This window comes from Variovorax sp. Soil_C_39 (genome assembly GCF_057656815.1).
Genome location: NZ_JBDGJQ010000003.1, coordinates 408,478 through 425,225, shown reverse-complemented (window position 1 = coordinate 425,225; position 16,748 = coordinate 408,478). Strand labels below are relative to the sequence as shown.

At 68.8% G+C, this 16,748-nt stretch carries 17 protein-coding genes; 3 read left to right on the top strand and 14 right to left on the bottom strand.

Features of this window, described 5'->3' with window-relative positions; genetic code table 11:
* Positions 1-11: 11 nt before the first annotated feature.
* Positions 12-509, bottom strand: a complete 498-nt coding sequence (locus AC3A6J_RS10000) for a (2Fe-2S)-binding protein (protein WP_487859775.1) — start codon at positions 507-509, stop codon at positions 12-14.
* A 179-nt stretch (positions 510-688) separates the two neighbouring features.
* Between AC3A6J_RS10000 and AC3A6J_RS09995 the strand changes: the two genes are divergently transcribed.
* The gene (locus AC3A6J_RS09995) at positions 689-1,816 is read left to right on the top strand and encodes a helix-turn-helix domain-containing protein (RefSeq protein ID WP_487859774.1); all 1,128 of its coding nucleotides are present in this window, start codon (positions 689-691) and stop codon (positions 1,814-1,816) included.
* A gap of 3 nt (positions 1,817-1,819) precedes the next feature.
* On the opposite strand, the gene AC3A6J_RS09990 is transcribed toward AC3A6J_RS09995, so the two are convergent.
* The 11 genes from AC3A6J_RS09990 to AC3A6J_RS09940 form a co-directional block, all read right to left on the bottom strand.
* Positions 1,820-2,197 carry a nuclear transport factor 2 family protein gene (locus AC3A6J_RS09990; protein ID WP_487859773.1) on the bottom strand — a complete coding sequence of 126 codons (378 nt, stop codon included), beginning with the start codon at positions 2,195-2,197 and terminating at the stop codon, positions 1,820-1,822.
* A 110-nt stretch (positions 2,198-2,307) separates the two neighbouring features.
* Complete coding sequence (locus tag AC3A6J_RS09985) at positions 2,308-3,144, bottom strand: ABC transporter substrate-binding protein (RefSeq protein ID WP_487859772.1); 837 nt, start codon at positions 3,142-3,144, stop codon at positions 2,308-2,310.
* Positions 3,141-3,839 carry an ABC transporter ATP-binding protein gene (locus AC3A6J_RS09980; protein WP_487859771.1) on the bottom strand — a complete coding sequence of 233 codons (699 nt, stop codon included), beginning with the start codon at positions 3,837-3,839 and terminating at the stop codon, positions 3,141-3,143. The genes AC3A6J_RS09985 and AC3A6J_RS09980 overlap by 4 nt, the downstream gene beginning before the upstream one ends.
* Positions 3,836-4,591, bottom strand: a complete 756-nt coding sequence (locus AC3A6J_RS09975; RefSeq protein WP_487859770.1) for an ABC transporter permease — start codon at positions 4,589-4,591, stop codon at positions 3,836-3,838. The genes AC3A6J_RS09980 and AC3A6J_RS09975 overlap by 4 nt, the downstream gene beginning before the upstream one ends.
* A gap of 99 nt (positions 4,592-4,690) precedes the next feature.
* Positions 4,691-6,166, bottom strand: a complete 1,476-nt coding sequence (locus AC3A6J_RS09970) for a M81 family metallopeptidase (protein WP_487859769.1) — start codon at positions 6,164-6,166, stop codon at positions 4,691-4,693.
* Complete coding sequence (locus AC3A6J_RS09965; RefSeq protein WP_487859768.1) at positions 6,163-7,419, bottom strand: Zn-dependent hydrolase; 1,257 nt, start codon at positions 7,417-7,419, stop codon at positions 6,163-6,165. The genes AC3A6J_RS09970 and AC3A6J_RS09965 overlap by 4 nt, the downstream gene beginning before the upstream one ends.
* A gap of 28 nt (positions 7,420-7,447) precedes the next feature.
* Complete coding sequence (locus AC3A6J_RS09960; protein WP_487859767.1) at positions 7,448-8,158, bottom strand: ABC transporter ATP-binding protein; 711 nt, start codon at positions 8,156-8,158, stop codon at positions 7,448-7,450.
* A gap of 172 nt (positions 8,159-8,330) precedes the next feature.
* Entirely contained in the window at positions 8,331-9,098 is a 768-nt protein-coding gene (locus AC3A6J_RS09955) for an ABC transporter ATP-binding protein (RefSeq protein ID WP_487859766.1), read from the bottom strand.
* Positions 9,095-10,054 carry a branched-chain amino acid ABC transporter permease gene (locus tag AC3A6J_RS09950; RefSeq protein ID WP_487859765.1) on the bottom strand — a complete coding sequence of 320 codons (960 nt, stop codon included), beginning with the start codon at positions 10,052-10,054 and terminating at the stop codon, positions 9,095-9,097. Before AC3A6J_RS09950 ends, AC3A6J_RS09955 begins: the two co-directional genes overlap by 4 nt.
* A gap of 5 nt (positions 10,055-10,059) precedes the next feature.
* A complete protein-coding gene (locus AC3A6J_RS09945; protein ID WP_487859764.1) occupies positions 10,060-10,920 on the bottom strand; it encodes a branched-chain amino acid ABC transporter permease in 861 nt (286 codons plus the stop codon).
* Positions 10,921-10,945: 25 nt separating this feature from the next.
* The gene (locus AC3A6J_RS09940; protein ID WP_487859763.1) at positions 10,946-12,151 is read right to left on the bottom strand and encodes an ABC transporter substrate-binding protein; all 1,206 of its coding nucleotides are present in this window, start codon (positions 12,149-12,151) and stop codon (positions 10,946-10,948) included.
* A gap of 161 nt (positions 12,152-12,312) precedes the next feature.
* Between AC3A6J_RS09940 and AC3A6J_RS09935 the strand changes: the two genes are divergently transcribed.
* A complete protein-coding gene (locus AC3A6J_RS09935; RefSeq protein WP_487859762.1) occupies positions 12,313-13,104 on the top strand; it encodes a FadR/GntR family transcriptional regulator in 792 nt (263 codons plus the stop codon).
* Between the two features lie 18 nt (positions 13,105-13,122).
* Here the strand turns inward: AC3A6J_RS09935 and AC3A6J_RS09930 are convergent, their stop codons facing one another.
* On the bottom strand, positions 13,123-14,133 hold the full coding sequence (locus tag AC3A6J_RS09930; protein ID WP_487859761.1) for a DUF6929 family protein: 1,011 nt from the start codon (positions 14,131-14,133) through the stop codon (positions 13,123-13,125).
* Between the two features lie 143 nt (positions 14,134-14,276).
* The gene (locus tag AC3A6J_RS09925; protein WP_487859760.1) at positions 14,277-15,212 is read right to left on the bottom strand and encodes a LysR family transcriptional regulator; all 936 of its coding nucleotides are present in this window, start codon (positions 15,210-15,212) and stop codon (positions 14,277-14,279) included.
* A gap of 94 nt (positions 15,213-15,306) precedes the next feature.
* Between AC3A6J_RS09925 and aptA the strand changes: the two genes are divergently transcribed.
* Positions 15,307-16,662, top strand: coding sequence for an omega-aminotransferase AptA (gene aptA, locus AC3A6J_RS09920; protein WP_487859759.1), 1,356 nt, complete (start codon positions 15,307-15,309; stop codon positions 16,660-16,662).
* Positions 16,663-16,748: the final 86 nt, after the last annotated feature.

Sequence of the window (16,748 nt, the reverse complement as noted above, 5' to 3'; positions counted from 1 at the left end):
TGTCGCTCCCTTCAGGCCGAAGCCGTGGTCTTGACCGGGGTGCCCGAGGCCATGGCCTCGCCGCCCATCTGCACCGCCTTGACGATGTTCTGGTAGCCGGTGCACCGGCACAGGTTGCCGTCGAGCAGCTCGCGGATCTCCGATTCGCTCGACTTGGGATGGTGCGTGCACAGGTCGATGGCGCTCATCACCATGCCGGGGGTGCAGAAGCCGCACTGCAGGCCGTGGCATTCCTTGAAGGCGGCCTGCATCGGGTGCATGGTGCCGTCGGGCTCGGCGATGCCCTCGATGGTGGTGATCTCGGCACCGGCCGCCTGCGCCACGAGGATGTTGCACGACTTGACCGCGCGGCCGTTGAGGTGGATGGTGCAGGCGCCGCACTGGGCCGTGTCGCAGCCGACGTGGGTGCCGGTCAGGTGGAGATGCTCGCGGATGGCGTGCACGAGAAAGGTGTTGGGGGGTGCGTCGACCGTGACCTGACGGCCGTTGACCGTGAAAGCTACCTGCATGTGGCTGTCTCCGTTGAAGGTGATGGCTGGTTCAGCGAAAGGCATCTTGGATGCCGGCCACGTGCACTATCCTAGGCAAAACCCTCAGCGCTTGCGCCACGGGCGCGAAATTCTCAAAATGAAACAGCTTGCGGCCGGCAAGCGCTCCCCACGACGCCCTCCCCGCGTAAACCAGAACGATGTCCGCTCCGATCGCCCCGCACCTGACCGAGCGTTCGCTCGCCATTGCCGAGGCGCGCCGGGCCCTGATCCACGGCGAGGCCCGCGCACCGGTGCGCATCGAGCCCTGGATCGCGCGCTCCTGGCAGCGCTGCATGGAGGCCGGGCGCCAGCCGCAGCAACGCGTGAGCTTCGATCCGGTCGGCCAGTCGGCCATCCGCGACGTGGCCGAGCGCAACCGGGCGCTCATGGCGGCGGCGCGGCCGGTGATCGAGCGGCTGTCGCGCGCCATTGCCGACACGCGCTATTTCGCGGTGCTGACCAATGCCGAGGGCATCGTGGTCGACGTGGGCGCCCTGCCCGACGGCGCCGACGACAGCGCCCGCTATGCGCGCAACATCGGCCGCATCGGCGTGGACCTGTCGGAGCGCGCCATCGGCACCAGCGCCATCAGCACCGCGCTGGCCGAGCAGGAGGCGGTGTGGCTGCACCGTGGCGAGCACTTCTTCGAGGACACCAGCGTCTACAGCTGCGCCGGCGCCCCGCTCTTCGGCCCGCAGGGCGACTGCATCGGCATGCTCGACCTGACCGGCGTGCAGGTGGCCGAGCGGCCCGAGCTGCGCCACCTGGCCATGCTGTCGGCGCGCAGCATCGAGAACCTGCTGGTACTGATGCAGCCTTGCGAAATGCGCCTGCACCTCTCGTGGCCCGGCTGTCCGCCCAGCGAGGCGACCGAAGGCCTGCTGTGCGTCGATGCCGAGGGCGGCGTGATCGGCGCCAATGCCGCCGCGCGGCAGATGCTGCACGAGCCGCTCGGTCGCAGCCCCCAGGCGCCGCTGCACTGCAGCGACCTGTTCGCGCTGCCGCTGCAGATGCTGCGCGATGCGGCACGGCGCGGCGACGCGGTGCTCGAAGCCCCGCTCTGGTCGGGGCTGCGCGTGCAGGTGCGGCCGCAGCGCGGCGGCGGCAAGCACCCGCCGGAGCCCGTTGCCGAACCCCGTCCCCGGCTGCGCGATGTGGAGACCGCGCTGATCCGCAAGGCCGTGGCCGACGCCCGGGGCAACGTGGCCGAGGCTGCACGTGCGCTCGGCATCAGCCGTGCCACGGTCTACCGCAAGCTGTGGCGCGGGCGCTCGGCTTCGCGCTGAGGCTCAGGCGCTCGCGGGAACCTTGTCGAGAAACCCGGTCACGGCGTGCAGCTTGCCCGCCTCGAGCTGTGCAAAGTCGGTGCCCTGGATCATGTCCTCGGCCTCGCTCGGTCCCAGGGTCCACGAGAAGCGCAGGTTGTCGCCGTGGGACTGCGCTTCGCCGAGCAGCTTGAAGCGGAAGCCCGGAAAGCGCTGCTGCACCGCACCGACCAGTGCGCCGATCTGCTCGCGGCCGCTGGCCTGCGCCATGGGATCGACATAGCGCGCATCGGCGGTCCAGCCCGAAGCGATGAGTTCAGCCCGGCGTGCGGCGTCGGTTTCGTTCCAGACGTCGATGTAGCGCTGGGCGATCGCGGTGGCGTCGTGGGCGGCGGTGTTCATGGTGCGTGTCCTTTCGAGGTCGATGCCCGCAACGTCGCGGGGTGAAAGGATGGTCGCGCCGCGCGCGTTTGGCGTCGATGACCTCGGAGGTCATGGCGCGCCGGCGCCGCTCAGTTGGCCGAAGCGTTCGGGAAGAAGAGCTGCTCCCCGCCGATCTTGTAGCCCGCGATCGTGTCCTGCCCGGCCGGCGAGATCACCCAGTCGACGAACTTCTGCGCGCCCCGGCTGTTGAGCGATGGAAACTTCGCCGGGCTCACGACCATCACGCCGTACTGGTTGAAGAGGCGCTTGTCGCCCTCGACCAGCACCGCCAGGTCGGCGCGGTTCTTGAAGCTGAGCCAGGTGCCGCGGTCCGCGAGCACGTAGCCGCCCGAGGAGGCCGCGATGTTCAGCGCCGGGCCCATGCCGCAGCCGCACTCCTTGTAGCCGCTGCCCTTGCGCTCGTTCGGCACCGGCTGGCCCGCTTCGGCCACGCCGGCCTGCGTCCAGAGGCGGCGCTCGGCCGCGTCGGTGCCGCTCTTGTCGCCGCGCGAGACGAAAGGTGCATTCACCGCGGCGATCTTCTTCAGCGAGGTGGCGATGTCCTTGCCCTTTGCGCCCGCCGGGTCGGCCTTCGGGCCCACGAGCACGAAGTCGTTGTACATCACCGGATGGCGCCTGGCGCTGAAGCCTTCGGCCACGAACTTCTCCTCGGCCGCGGCGTCGTGCACGAACAGCACGTCGGCATCGCCGCGCCGCGCCATGTCGATGGCCTGGCCGGTGCCCACCGCCACCACCTTGACGTCAATGTTGCTGGCCTTCCTGAAGGCCGGCAGCAGGTGCGAGAACAGGCCCGACTGCTCGGTGGACGTGGTCGAGGCCATGGTGATGGTCTCGGCGTGTGCGACGGCCGCAGCCGCCGCGAACATGGCCAGCGCGGCCGCAAGGTGCTTGAAAGACAGGTTCATGCCAACTCTCCTTTGACGAACAGGCGGGCCTCTTCCGGCAGCGGCCCATGAAAGAAATCGTGCACCGGCAGGTCGGCCAGGATGCGGCCGTGCTCGAGGTAGACCACGCGCGTGGCGAGCCGCTTGACCTGCCCCAGGTTGTGGCTCGCGAATACCAGCGTGCGGCCGCTCGCGGCCTCGGCGATGAGCGACTCGACCTCGCGCTTGGCGGTCGGGTCGAGGCTGGCCGTGGGCTCGTCGAGCAGCAGCACCGCCGGATGCAGCGCCCAGGCGCGCGCCAGCGCGACCCGCTGCTGCTGCCCGCCCGACAGCGCGCGTGCATTGCGCTCGGCCAGGTCTTCGAGGCCCACGCGCGCGAGCGCCGGCATGGCCGCGCGGCGCGCCTCGCCCCAGCGCATGCCGCGCAGCCAGAGCGCCAGCGCCACGTTGGTGGCCACCGAGGCGCGCAGCATGTGCGGCCGCTGGAACAGCATCGCCTGCTGGCGGCGCGGCACCGTTCCCGCCAGGCTGCCCGCCGCGTGCGGCACCAGGCCGTGCAGCACGCGCAACAGCGTGGTCTTGCCGCTGCCGTTGGCGCCGATCAGCGCCACCCGCTCGCCCGCGTGGATGCGCAGCGTGGCGCCCTGCAGCGCCGCAACCCGCCCCAGGCGCACGTCGACGCCCTGCAGCGTGAAGACAGCCGCATCGGCGATCACGAACGCGCCTCCACACGCCACGCCGACGCCGAAGCGCCCGGACCGCCGCCGCCGTCGATCCGCTCGCGCCAACCGCGCAGCGCCGCGATCGCGAGGTTGAGCACCAGCACCACGCCCAGCAGCACCAGCCCGAGCGCGAGCGCCAGCGGCAGGTCGCCCTTGCTGGTCTCGAGCGCGATCGCGGTGGTCATCACGCGCGTGAAGCCGTCGATGTTGCCGCCCACGATCATCACCGCGCCCACCTCCGAGACCGCGCGCCCGAAGGCCGCGATCAGCACCGTGAGCAGCGCGTAGCGCTCGTCCCATGCCAGCAGCAGCGCCCGCACCAGCGGCCGCGCGCCGAGCGAGCGCAGCTGCTCGCCGTGCGCGCGGTCGGTGTCCTCGATGGTCTGCCGCGTGAGCGCCGTCACCACCGGCAGCACCAGCACCGTCTGCGCCAGCACCATGGCCTGGAACGAGAACAGCCAGCCCAGGAAGCCGAGCGGCCCCGAGCGCGACAGCAGCAGGTAGATCACCAGCCCAACCACCACCGAGGGCAGCGCCAGCAGCGTGTTCAGCAACGTCAGCAGCGCAGCCCGCCCGCGGAAGCGCGCCACGCCGAGCCAGGCGCCGAACAGCAGCCCGAAACCGCAGGCCAGCACGCAGGCACTGGCGCTGACCGCGAGCGAACGCCCGACGATGGCCAGCAGCATCGGGTCGCCGGAGGCGAGCAGCTGCCAGGCCGCGACGGCACTTTGCGCGAAGGTGTTCATGCGGCGGGCTTCATGGGAGGCATGGGAAGGCGCCGCAGTATCGGGGCGTGGCCCCAGTTACCTATGTAAATGTTTGCATAGGCTGGGGATGCGCTCGCGTCAGATCGCGTCGAGCGGAAAGACCGGTCTGCGTACTTTCGAGAACGGGAACAGCCCGTAGTCCGAACTCGTCACGCCCCGGCTGTCGCACTCGACCAGCCCGGCGGCGATCGGCTCGAACACCGGCCGGCAGTACATGCGCGACTTGAGCAGCAGAAAGCGCTCGGTGCGCGGATCGAGCCCCGCGCATTCGAAGACGCCGAGATCCCACGGCTCCTGCGTGCGCTCGGTCACGACGATGCGCGCGGCGCCGGTATCGAACAGCACGGTGCGGCCCATGCTGCTGCGCTGGCCGGTGTAGGTGGGACCGGTGATCACGTACTCGCCATTGCAGACGGTGCGCACCACGCCGGTCAGCACCACGGGCTGCGCCGACCGGCCGATGCCCGCGAGCGAGATCTTGTTGCCGAGCGCCACCGTCGCCGTGGCGCCCTCGCCCGCCGCGACCAGCGCGGCCACGGCCTCGGGGTCGCACAGCGGACCCACGCCGATGCCGGCCAGCCCCTGCGCCAGCGCCTCCTGCAGCACGTCCATCGTGTCGCAGCTGCCGCCCGACATGCAGTTGTCGCCATGGTCGAGCAGCAGCACCGGGCGCGTCGCACCGTCAGCGAGCCGTTTCGCGCGCGCGACCGATTCGGCCAGCGGCTCGCTGCGGTAGACGAAGGCCTCGCGCTCGGCCCACATCTGCGCGGCGATGCGGTCGGCGGTGGCTTGCGCGCGCTCGGGCGACTGTGCATCGACCGCCACCACGCTCATGCAGGGTGCCTCGATGTCCGACAGCGAGAAGCCCGCGAAGATCGACACCGCGAGCGATTCGCCCGCGCCCTCGGCGGCGCGCGCGGCCTCGATCGCGCGCTGCATCGCGCCTGCGAACGAGGCGCTGCGCAGCGTGTGCGCCATCAGCGGCAGCCCGTGCCAGCGCATCGCGGGCCGGCTGCGCCCCGCGAGCAGGTCGAACAGCAGGCGGCCCGCGTGGGCGCCGGTCTCGTACATGTCGATGTGCGGATAGGTCTTGAAGCCGACGATCACCTCGGCGTTGCCGACCATTGCCGGCGTCACGTTGGCATGCAGGTCGAGCGCCACGCCGATCGGCACGCCCGGCGCCGCGGCGCGCAGGCGCAGCAGCAGGTCGCCCTCGCCGTCGGTGCTGTTCTCGGCCACCATCGCGCCGTGCAGGTCGAGCAGGATGGCGTCGCAGCCGGGCGCCGCATCGACGATGCACTGCGTGAGCGTGGTGTAGGCCTCGGCATCGACCGGCCCGCTCGGGTTGGCCGAGGCCGACACCGGCGTGACGACCTCGGCGCCGGCCTGCTCGGCCAGGTCGATGAAGGCCGACATCGCGGTGCGCATGCCCTTGTTGTCGCGATAGGCCTGGGCGCCGAACGTGGGGCCCTCGGGCCCGAAGGCCGAAAGCGGCGTGGGCACCGGTGAGAAGGTGTTGGTCTCGTGGTTGAGGCGCGCGATCAGCACTTTCATGATGCGGCCACTCCCGCGCTCTGCAGCATCGCCTGGAGCAGCACGTTGCAGCCGGCCTCGAGGTGCGCGGCTTCGGCGTCCTCGATCTCGTTGTGGCTGATGCCGTCGCGGCAGGGCACGAAGATCATGGCCGTGGGGCACACCCGCGCGAGGTACACCGCATCGTGGCCTGCCCCGCTGATCACGTTCATCGCGCTCAGACCCTGCACTTGCGCCGCCTCGCGGATCGCCGACACCAGCGCGGGCGTGAACGGCTGCGGCGGGAAGTAGACGACCTGTTCGACCGTGGCCTCGACCCGGCCCTTGGCGGCGATGCGCTGCACCGCGTCCTTGAATGCGGCGTCGAGCGTCGACAGCACCGTGTCGTCGGCTGCACGCAGGTCGACGCTGAGCTTCACGCGGCCGGGGATCACGTTGCGCGAATTGGGGTAGCTGTCGATCCAGCCGACCGTGCCGCGCGCGTGCGGTGCATGGGCGAGCGCGATGCGGTTCACTTCGACCACGAGTTCGGCGGCCGCGAGCAGCGCGTCGCGGCGCAGTTCCATCGGCGTGGGGCCCGCATGCGCCTCCATGCCCTGCAGCATCACGTCGTACCAGCGCTGGCCGAGCGCGCCCTCGACCACGCCGATCACGCGCTCGTTGGCCTCGAGCACCGGGCCCTGCTCGATGTGCGCCTCGAAGTACGCGCCCACGGGCGACGCGGCGGCCGAGGTCGGCGCATCGCCCGCATAGCCGATGGCCGCGAGCGCCTCGGCCACGCTGATGCCGTCGTTGTCGCGCTGGGCCAGCGCATGCTCGAGCGTGAAGGCGCCGGCGAACACGCCCGAGCCCATCATCACGGGCACGAAGCGCGAGCCCTCCTCGTTGGTCCACACGGCAATCTCGAGCGGCGCTTCGGTGACGATGCCCGCGTCGTTGAGGCTGCGGACCACCTCGAGCCCGGCCAGCACGCCGTAGTTGCCATCGAACTTGCCGCCCGTCGGCTGGGTGTCGATGTGGCTGCCGGTCACCACGGGCGGCAGCGCGTTGTCGCGGCCCGCGCGGCGCGCGAAGATGTTGCCGATGCGGTCGACGCGTACGTCGCAGCCGGCCTCGCGCGCCCAGCGCACGAAGAGGTCACGGCCCTGGCGGTCGAGGTCGGTCAGCGCGATGCGGCAGACGCCGCCCTTGGCGGTGGCGCCCAATTGGGCCAGTTCCATCAGCGACTGCCAGAGGCGCTCGCCGTCGATGCGGAGTTCGGTGTGGGGTGTCATGGTGTTCGATGAATGGCGGGTGAAAGCTTCAGGCAAGGCCCACGCCCAGGTAGCGGTCCTTCACCTCGTGGTCGGCCATGAAGGCCGCATTGCCGGCCTCGTGCACGACCACGCCCTGCTCCAGGATGTAGTGGCGGTCGGCCAGCTGCACGCAGACCTCGAGGTTCTGCTCGACCAGCAGGATCGCCACGCCAGCCGCCTTGATGGTCTTGAGCTGGGCGACGATCTCTTCGACGATGACCGGCGCGAGGCCTTCGACGGGCTCGTCAAGGATCAACAGGCGCGGGTGGTTCATCAGCGCACGGCCGATGGCGAGCATCTGCTGCTCGCCGCCCGAAAGCTGGCCGCCGCCGTTGCGCCGGCGCTCCTTCAGGCGCGGGAAGATGCGGTACACGTCGCCCAACTGCCAGCGCGAGTCGCGCCGCTGGCCGAGCATGAGGTTCTCTTCCACCGTCAGCAGCTTGAAGATGCCGCGGTGCTCGGGCACCAGGCACACGCCGCGCTGCGCGATCCGGTGCGCCGGCTGGCCCGCGACGTCCGCACCCTGGAAGCGCACGCGCCCGCCGCTCGGCGTGACGGCGCCCGCAATGCTCTTGAGCGTGGTCGATTTGCCCGCGCCGTTGCGGCCCAGCAGCGTGACCAGCTCAGCCTCGCCGACCGTGAGCGACACGCCCTGCAGCACATGGCTCTTGCCGTAGTGGGCGTGCAGGGACTCGACTTCGAGGATGTTCGCGCTCATCGGGTCGCCTCCGTTCCCCGAGAATCGGCCATGGCCTGGCTGCTGCCCCCTCTCCCCTTGGGGAGAGGGCTGGGGTGAGGGCCAGCGGCGACGGCAGGGGCAGTGCATGTGCGAAGGCCGTTGCCCTCACCCCTGCCCTCTCCCCAGGGGGAGAGGGAGCAAGAAACGGCGCTCATGCTTTTCCTCCGGTGATCATGTTGCCCAGGTAAGCGCTGCGCACGCGCGCATCGGCGCGGATGTCGCCCGGCAGTCCTTCGGCGAGCACGCGGCCCAGTTGCATCACCGTCACGGTGTCGGAGATGTCCATCACGATGTTCATGTTGTGCTCGATCAGCACCACGGTGTGCGCGTCGCGCAGCCCGCGGATCAGCTGCTTCATGTCGTCGAGGTCGTCGATGCCCATGCCCGAGGTCGGTTCGTCGAGAAAGATCGCCTTGGGTCGGGCGGCCAGCGCCATGCCCACCTCGAGGCGGCGCTGCTGGCCGTGCGACAGTGCGCCGGCCGGCGTGTCGGCCATGCGCTCGAGGCCGACGCGCTGCAGCACCTCGTCCACCGTCTGCGTGCAGGCACGCTCGCCGACCGGCGCGCGCCAGCAGTTCATGGCCTGGCGCGGCGCCACGCCCTGCGCGGCCACGCGAAGGTTCTCGCGCACCGCGAGGCTCGCGAACAGGCTCGTGACCTGGAACGAGCGCGCCATGCCGCGCTGCACGCGCCGGTGGTCGGGCTCGCGCGTCACGTCGTGGCCATCGAACAGGATGCGCCCGCCCGTGGTGGTGCCGGTGCCCGTCAGCATGTGGAACAGCGTGGTCTTGCCCGCGCCATTGGGCCCGATCACCGAGTGCACGGTGTTCGCCCTGATCTTCAGGTCGACGCCGCCGAGCGCGGCGAACTTGCCGTAGTGCTTGGTGACGCCGATCGCTTCGATGAGCACCTCGCTCATGCTTTTTCCCCTTGTGCGTCGGGCAGCCGGGCCGCAGGCGGTGCCTTGCGGAACACGCGCCGCCAGGCGCCTTCGCCAAGGCCCCAGAGCCCGCGCTGCATGCCAATGCTCACCGCGATCAGCAGCAGCCCCAGCAGCAACAGCCAGCGCGGCCAGAGCGTCGAGAGCCAGTCGGCCAGCAGCACGTAGAAGGCCGACCCGAGCACCGACGCGAAGAGGTTGCCGGTGCCGCCGATCACGGTGATGACCAGGATCATCTCGCTCGTGTGGTACTCGGCGTTCGACAGCGGTGCGATGCCGGTCATCATCGCGTGCAGGCCGCCCGCCAGGCCGGTGACAGCGCCCGAGATCACGAACGCCAGCAGCTTGAAGCGCCGCAGGTTGTAGCCCGCGGCAGCGGCGCGGTCCTCGTTGTCGCGGATGGCCAGCAGCGTGCGACCGAACACCGAATCGGTCACGCGCAGCAGCAGGCCGAACGCGATGAGGAACATCACGGCCACGAAGGCGTAGTACTTCCAGGGGGTGTCCATGAAGGCGGGGCGCGGCACGTCGAGCAGGCCGTTGTCGCCGCCCGTCAGGCCCGAGGCCGTGTAGGCCACGAAATAGAACATCTGCGCGAAGGCCAGCGTGAGCATCACGAAGTAGGTGCCGCGCTGACGAATGGCGACCCAGCCGACCACCGCCGCGCCGAGCGCGCCCATGGCAATGGCCGCGAGCAATGCCAGCGGCATCGGCAGCGCAAGCCGCGTGAGAAGGATGGCGATGGTGTAGCTGCCCAGGCCGAAGAAGATGCCTTGGCCGAACGACAGCAACCCGGTGTAGCCCAGCAGCAGGTTGCAGCCCAGCGCGGCCAGCGCGTAGATCAGCACCTCGCTCGCGAGCGAACCCGAGCGCAGCACCAGCGGCAGGCCCGCGGCGACGATCAGCGCCAGGAGAAACGTCATTTTTTTCGACATGGCGGTCAGGCCCTCCGGCCGAGCAGGCCATGTGGACGAAGCAGCAGCACGGCGCCCATCGCGATGTAGATCATCAGGCTCGCGCCCGGCGGCCAGAGGGTGCTCATGAGGCTCTGCACGATGCCGATCAGCAGGCCGCCCACCAACGCGCCGCCGAAGCTGCCGAGCCCGCCGATCACCACCACCACGAACGCCACGCCCAGCGCCTCGACACCCATGAACGGTTCGGCACCGCGGATCGGCGCGGCCAGCACACCGGCCAGCGCGGCCGTGGCCGCGCCGAGCGCGAACACCAGGCTGAACACGCGGAACACGTTGATGCCGAGCAGCGACACCATCTCGGTCGACTCGCTGCCCGCGCGCACCGCGCTGCCCAGCCGCGTGCCTTCGAGCACCCACCACAGCAGCACCGCGAGCACGGCCGTGAAGCCGATCACGAACAGCCGGTACTTCGGATAGATGAAGCTGCCCCACATCACCACGCCCTGCAGCAGGTCGGGCGTCGGCACGCTGTTGCCCAGCGGCCCCCAGACGACGATGACGATCTCCTGCACCGCGAGCGCGAGCCCCACGGTCACGAGGATGTGGAACTCGTGCGGCTTGGCATACACGCGGCGCAGCAGCAGCTTTTCCGCCAGCCAGCCGAGCGCACCGACGAACACCGGCACCACCACCAGCGCGAGCCAGAAGTCGAGCCCCCACTGCATCACCTGGAAGCAGAGGTAGGCGCCCAGCAGGTAGAACGCCCCGTGCGCGAAGTTGACGAAGCGCAGCAGGCCGAACACGATGGACAAGCCAACGGCCAGCAGGAAATACAGCATCCCGATGCCGATGCCGTTGATGGTCTGGAGCAGGTAGACGGACATGGGGCGCGTCGGTTTCCTTGCGTGCTCAGCCCAGCTTGCAGCCGGTCTTGTCGGGGGCCAGGAACGACTTGCCCGAACTCACCACGTCCACGTAGTCGGCCGCATCCTTCATCTTCGACTTGGCCTTGCCCTTGAGCAGGTAGTAGTCCTTGATGACCTGGTGGTCGGCCTTGCGGATTTCCTCGGCACCCGTGAGGCCGTCGTACTTCAGGCCTTCGAGCGCCGCGATCACGGCCTTCTGGTCGACGTTGCCGGCCTTGACGATGCCGTCGATCAGGATCTTGGTGCACACGTACGAGCCCGCGAGGCTGTAGTTGGGCACGATCTTGAGCTTGTCGGCCGTGCGCTTGACCAGGTCCTTGTTGAGCGCCGAGTCGACCGTGTGCCAGTACTGCGCGCCGAAGTACACGCCGTCGCACAGGTCGGCGCCGAGTTCGTCGAACTGCTCCAGCCCCGACGCCCAGGCGATCAGGATCGTCATGTTCTTGTGCATCCCGAAGCTCACCGCCTGGCGCAGCGCCGCCGACGACTGCGCGCCGAAGTTCAGCAGCAGCAGCACGTCGGGCTTGGCGGCGAGCGCGTTGGTGAGGTAGCCGCTGAACTCCTTCTCGTTGAGCGAGTGGTAGCTGTTGCCCACGTGCTCGATGCCCTTCTCCTGGAAGATGTTCTTGGCGGCGCTGAGCAAGCCTTCGCCGAACACGTACTGCGGCGTGATGGTGTACCAGCGCTTGGCCTTGGGCATGCTCGCGATCAGCGGGCGCACCGTCTGCTCGACCGCGCCGAAGGTGGGCACCGACCAGCGGAAGGTGGCTGCGTTGCAGTCCTGGCCCGTGATTTCGTCGGCCCCCGCGGTGGTGATGAACAGGCCGCCGGACTTCTCGGCCTGCTTGCCCATGGCCAGTGCTTCCGACGAGAGGATGCCGCCTGCGAAGAACCTGGTGCCTTCCTGCTGCAGCGCTTCCTGCACCTTGCGCACGGCGGTGGCGGGCTTGCCCTCGGTGTCGAGCACGGTGTAGGCGAGCGGGCGCTTGAGCACGCTGCCGTACTGCTCGATCGCGAGCTTCATGCCGAGGTCGGCGTACTTGCCGTTGGCCGCGAAGGCCCCGGACATCGGCACCGGGCAACCGAAGCGGATCGCCTCGGCCGACTGGGCCCAGGCGCCGCCGCTGCCGAACAGGGAAGCGGGCGTGGCCGACATGGCGGCGAGTTGAAGGAGGTGTCTGCGTTGCATGGTGTTCTCCGGTCGGTGGTGGATCAGCGCAGCGGTGAAGCTGCTCCGTGTGCGGGCAATTTAAGCGGATAAATAGGATTAATATGCTGGTAAAAACCCGCTAGCAATGCCCATGCCAAAATTCGCCGCGCCCCCCGTTCGCCCATGACATTCGTTCACGTATGAAACCCCCGCCGCCAGATGCCAACAGCTTCGGACAGCGCCGCCCCCGGCGGCAAAAGCTCTCGGACGTCATCGTCGAGGACGTCAAGCGCTGGATCGTGGCCGAGCGCAAGCAGCCCGGCGACCGGCTGCCGAACGAGAAGGAGCTGATCGAACTGTTCGGCTATTCGAAGAGCACAGTGCGCGAGGCGCTCAAGGCGCTGGAGGTGCGCGGCCTGGTGGCGATCCGCACCGGCCCCGGCGGCGGCGCCTACCTGCAGCAGGTGTCGGTCGAGCATGCGTCGGAGCCGCTGCGCAACTTCCTGCACTTCCATCACCTCGACGGGCACCACATCTACCAGCTGCGCAAGGCGCTCGAACCGGAGCTGGCCGTGAGCGTGGTGGGGCGGCTCACGCCCGAGAACTTCGAGCAGTTGGAGGCCAACGTGCGCCGGTGCACCATCGAGCCCACCAACGAAGACGAGCTGCGCACGCAGCGCGAGGCCGAGCTTGCTTTTCACACCATGCTGGCCGAGCGCTGCCCCAATCCGGTGCTCTCGTTCATGTGCCGCTTCCTCAACGACCTGCTGCGCGACCTGGTGGTCTACAAGAAGGCGCTCGACCACCACCACTTCGGCGAGACCAACGTGGACTACCACACGCAGCTGCTCGCGGCCTACCGCAAGGAGGATGCGGACGAGGTGCGCCGGCTCATGGCCGAGCACATGGTCGACGCCGAGGCCCACATGCACGAGATGGAAGCGCACATCGGGGCGAAGCATTTGCTGCTGCCCAGTGGGGGACAGCGGTAGGCGCGCAGGCCCGCGCGGTCAGCGTCGCTGCGCGGACTTCAGGGTCAAGACGACATCGAAGAACTCGCTCGTGCCGTCGTCGTTGTCGCTGACCAAGGCCGCGGTGGCCTGGCGCGGCTCCGTGTGCGTCAGCGCAATGGATTCCACCTTGGTCTTGAGTGGCACCCCGCCCTTCGACAGCAGGCGCTGCGCGCGTTGGGTCAGGTCGAGCGGCGCGCCATCGTCCAGCTCGGACAGCGGAATCAACCCCAGGAAGCTGCCGAGCACCGCGCCATCGTCGTAGGCGTTGTCGGTTCCCTCGACCGAGGCGCTGTAGACCAGGCTGTCGATCTCGGGCCAGTGGTCGGCGCCCGAGAGCCCTGCCTCGCGTCCCCCTAGCCGCGGCAGCTGCACCACGTACCGGCGGATGTCGGCGATGCGGCTCGCCTGGCCGGTCATGTAGGCCATGAGGTCGGCGAGCGTCACCTTGAAGAGCATGTTCTGCCCGGCGTTGCCCCGATTGAAGAAGTAAACCGCGTCAAGGGCCACCGCCACGGCCTCGATGTTGACCGTCTGGCCGGCCTCGAAGCCCGCGAGGGCGGCGAAGTCGCGGTAGAGCCCGGCCATGTCCCGCACATGGGCGACAGACTTGCCATTCACGGCAACCAGCAGGCCCGTTTCGCGCGTTCCCTGCTTGCTGCCCGAACCCAGGATCAGGTTCCAGACGGCCCCGTTCCATGCGACGGTGGCCATCGCTTCATGGTCAGGCTTGATTTTCTTGGCAATGCGGCCGTTCTTCTTGAGCGGATAGTCCTGCAGCAGGGTCTTGTCGACGATCGCGAATTTGCGGTTCAGCTCGAACAGATAGGGCGAATCGTCACCCACGACGAAGTACTTCCCCGCATGCCAGGTCATGCCCGAACCGGACGGAAGCGCTTTCCTGACCACCGGGTCGGTGGCTTGAACGCCGATCTCCGCGGCATGCGAACTCGAAGCGAAAGCCGCCAGCACGAGCGAGGCGGTGAAGGTCTTGTAGCGCGGGATGGGCATCTGTGGGAGCTGGCGAACGGGTCTGTCGCGCGGTTTCTGGAGGGAGCGCAAGCCTAATCCAGGCTCTGGCCGCAGCCCGAAAAGAAGGCGTCCACCGCGTGACGTATACACGCTTTTGTTTTACTTTCTGCACGACATCGCATTCAGCAATGCGCCTCCTCCAGGCACGCTTGAAACGCCAGCACCGCCCGCGAAGGCTTCGGCGACCTGCGCAGCAGGCTCACGAACCGGCACGCATAGTTGAACCGCGCCGGCAGCACGGCCTGCATGAGCCCGCGCTGCTCGAACACTTGCGCGTAGTGGTCGGGCAGAAAACCGAGAAAGCGCCCCGACAGGATCAGGGTTGCGATCGCCTCCTGGTCGAAGCCCGTGGCCTTGCGCGAGAGTTTCGCGCGGTGGCTCAACTCCATGTTCGGCGAGTGGTAGCCCAGGCCCGCGAAATGATGCTCGCGCAACCGGGTCCAGGTGAGCTTCGCGTGGCTCGCACCAAAGAGCGGATGCCCGGCACCGCAGTACAGCAGCATCGTCTCGTCGAACAGGTCGGCATACACCAGGCTCTTCGACGCGCGGTGCGCGGGGATGATGCCGATCTGAAAATGGCCGTCGAGCACGCCCTGCTCGATCGCGTTGATCGAGCCCACGTGGACGGCCAGGTTTACCTCGGGCGCAAGTTGGTTGAATCGCGCAATGGCGTCGCCGATGCGCGCCTTCGGATTGGTCGCTGTCTTGTCGAACAGCGCCACGTCGAGCTGGCCGCCCATGCGGTTGTGAATGTCGTCGATGCTGCCGCGAAACGCGTCGACCGAAGCCAGCAAACGCAGCGTCTCGTCGTACACGCGCTGGCCCTCGGCCGTGAGCGCAAAGCCCGCACGGCCGCGTCGGCACAGCACCAGTCCGAGCCGCGTCTCGAGGTCCTTGACATGGCGGCTTACCGTGGAAGTGCCGATGTTGAGCTCGAGCTCCGCCGCCGCCATGCCGCCGCAGTCGACCACGCTCCTGAACACCTTCAGCAGGCGCAGGTCCATGTCGCTGAGCTGGCCCAGCACCGCACGACTTCGGCTCTTTCCCTTTACTTGCATGAATCGTCAAGTGAACATTGATATTGCGCCATTCTCCACACTGACGGCGTTGCCAACAATGGGGCGCATCCCACTCACTCCCGGAGCCCGTGCCATGACCCTCGCCGCCCCTGCCGCCGATCCCACGCCCGCCTTTCGCACCGACGCCGCCTGGCTCGACGCGCACTGGATGCCCTACACCGGCAACCGCCAGTTCAAGGCCGATCCGCGCATGATCGTGGAAGCCAAGGGCGCCTACTTCACCGACGGCGAAGGCCGCAAGGTCTTCGACGGCCTCTCGGGCCTGTGGTGCTCGGGCCTGGGCCACGGCCGCCCCGAGATCACCGAGGCGGTGAGCCGCCAGATCGCGAAGCTCGACTATTCGCCGGCCTTCCAGTTCGGCCATCCGCTGTCTTTCGAGCTTGCCAACAAGCTCAAGGAACTCACGCCCGCGGGCCTGGATTACGTGTTCTTCACGGGCTCGGGTTCGGAGGCCGCGGACACCTCGCTGAAGATGGCGCGCGCCTACTGGCGCACCAAGGGCCTGGCGGGCAAGACGCGCCTGATCGGCCGCGAGAAGGGCTACCACGGCGTCAACTTCGGCGGCATCTCGGTGGGCGGCATCGCGGCCAACCGCAAGCTCTTCGGCCAGGGCGTGGAAGCCGACCACCTGCCCCACACGCAGATCGCGGCCAACGCCTTCACGCGCGGCATGGCCGAGCACGGCGCCGAGCTCGCCGACCGCCTGCTCGACCTGATCGCGCTGCACGACGCGTCGACCATCGCGGCCGTGATCGTGGAGCCCTTCGCGGGTTCGGCCGGCGTGGTGATCCCGCCCAAGGGCTACCTGAAGCGCCTGCGCGACATCTGCACCGCCAACAACATCCTGCTGATCTTCGACGAGGTCATCACCGGCTTCGGCCGCTGCGGCGCGCTCACGGGTGCAGAGGCCTTCGGCGTCACGCCCGACATCATGAACGTGGCCAAGCAGGTGACCAACGGTGCGCAGCCGCTGGGCGCGGTGATCGTGAGCAAGGAGATCTACGACACCTTCATGGCGGCCGGTGGCCCCGACTACATGCTCGAGTTTCCGCACGGCTACACCTACGGCGCGCACCCCGTCGCTTGCGCGGCCGGCATCGCCGCGCTCGACGTGCTGCAGAAGGAAAACATGATCGGCCGCGTGAAGGCGCTGGCCTCGCATTTCGAGAACGCGGTGCACAGCCTCAAGGGCAGCAAGCATGTGACGGACATCCGCAACTACGGCCTGGCCGCGGGCCTGACGATCGCCGCGCTGCCGGGCGAGCCGGCACGCCGTCCGTACGAGATCGCGATGAACTGCTGGAAGAAGGGCTTCTACGTGCGCTACGGCGGCGACACGATCCAGCTCGCGCCGCCGTTCATCGCCGAGCCGGCCGAGATCGACCGCCTCGTCAATGCGCTGGCCGACGCATTGGCCGAAACGCAATAGAGGGACGCCGCGCACCGCGCGGCGCAGGCCGACACCCGCCGGCGGAGGCGGCTCTGCATAATGGGCCGGCCTCCACCCTCCGCCGC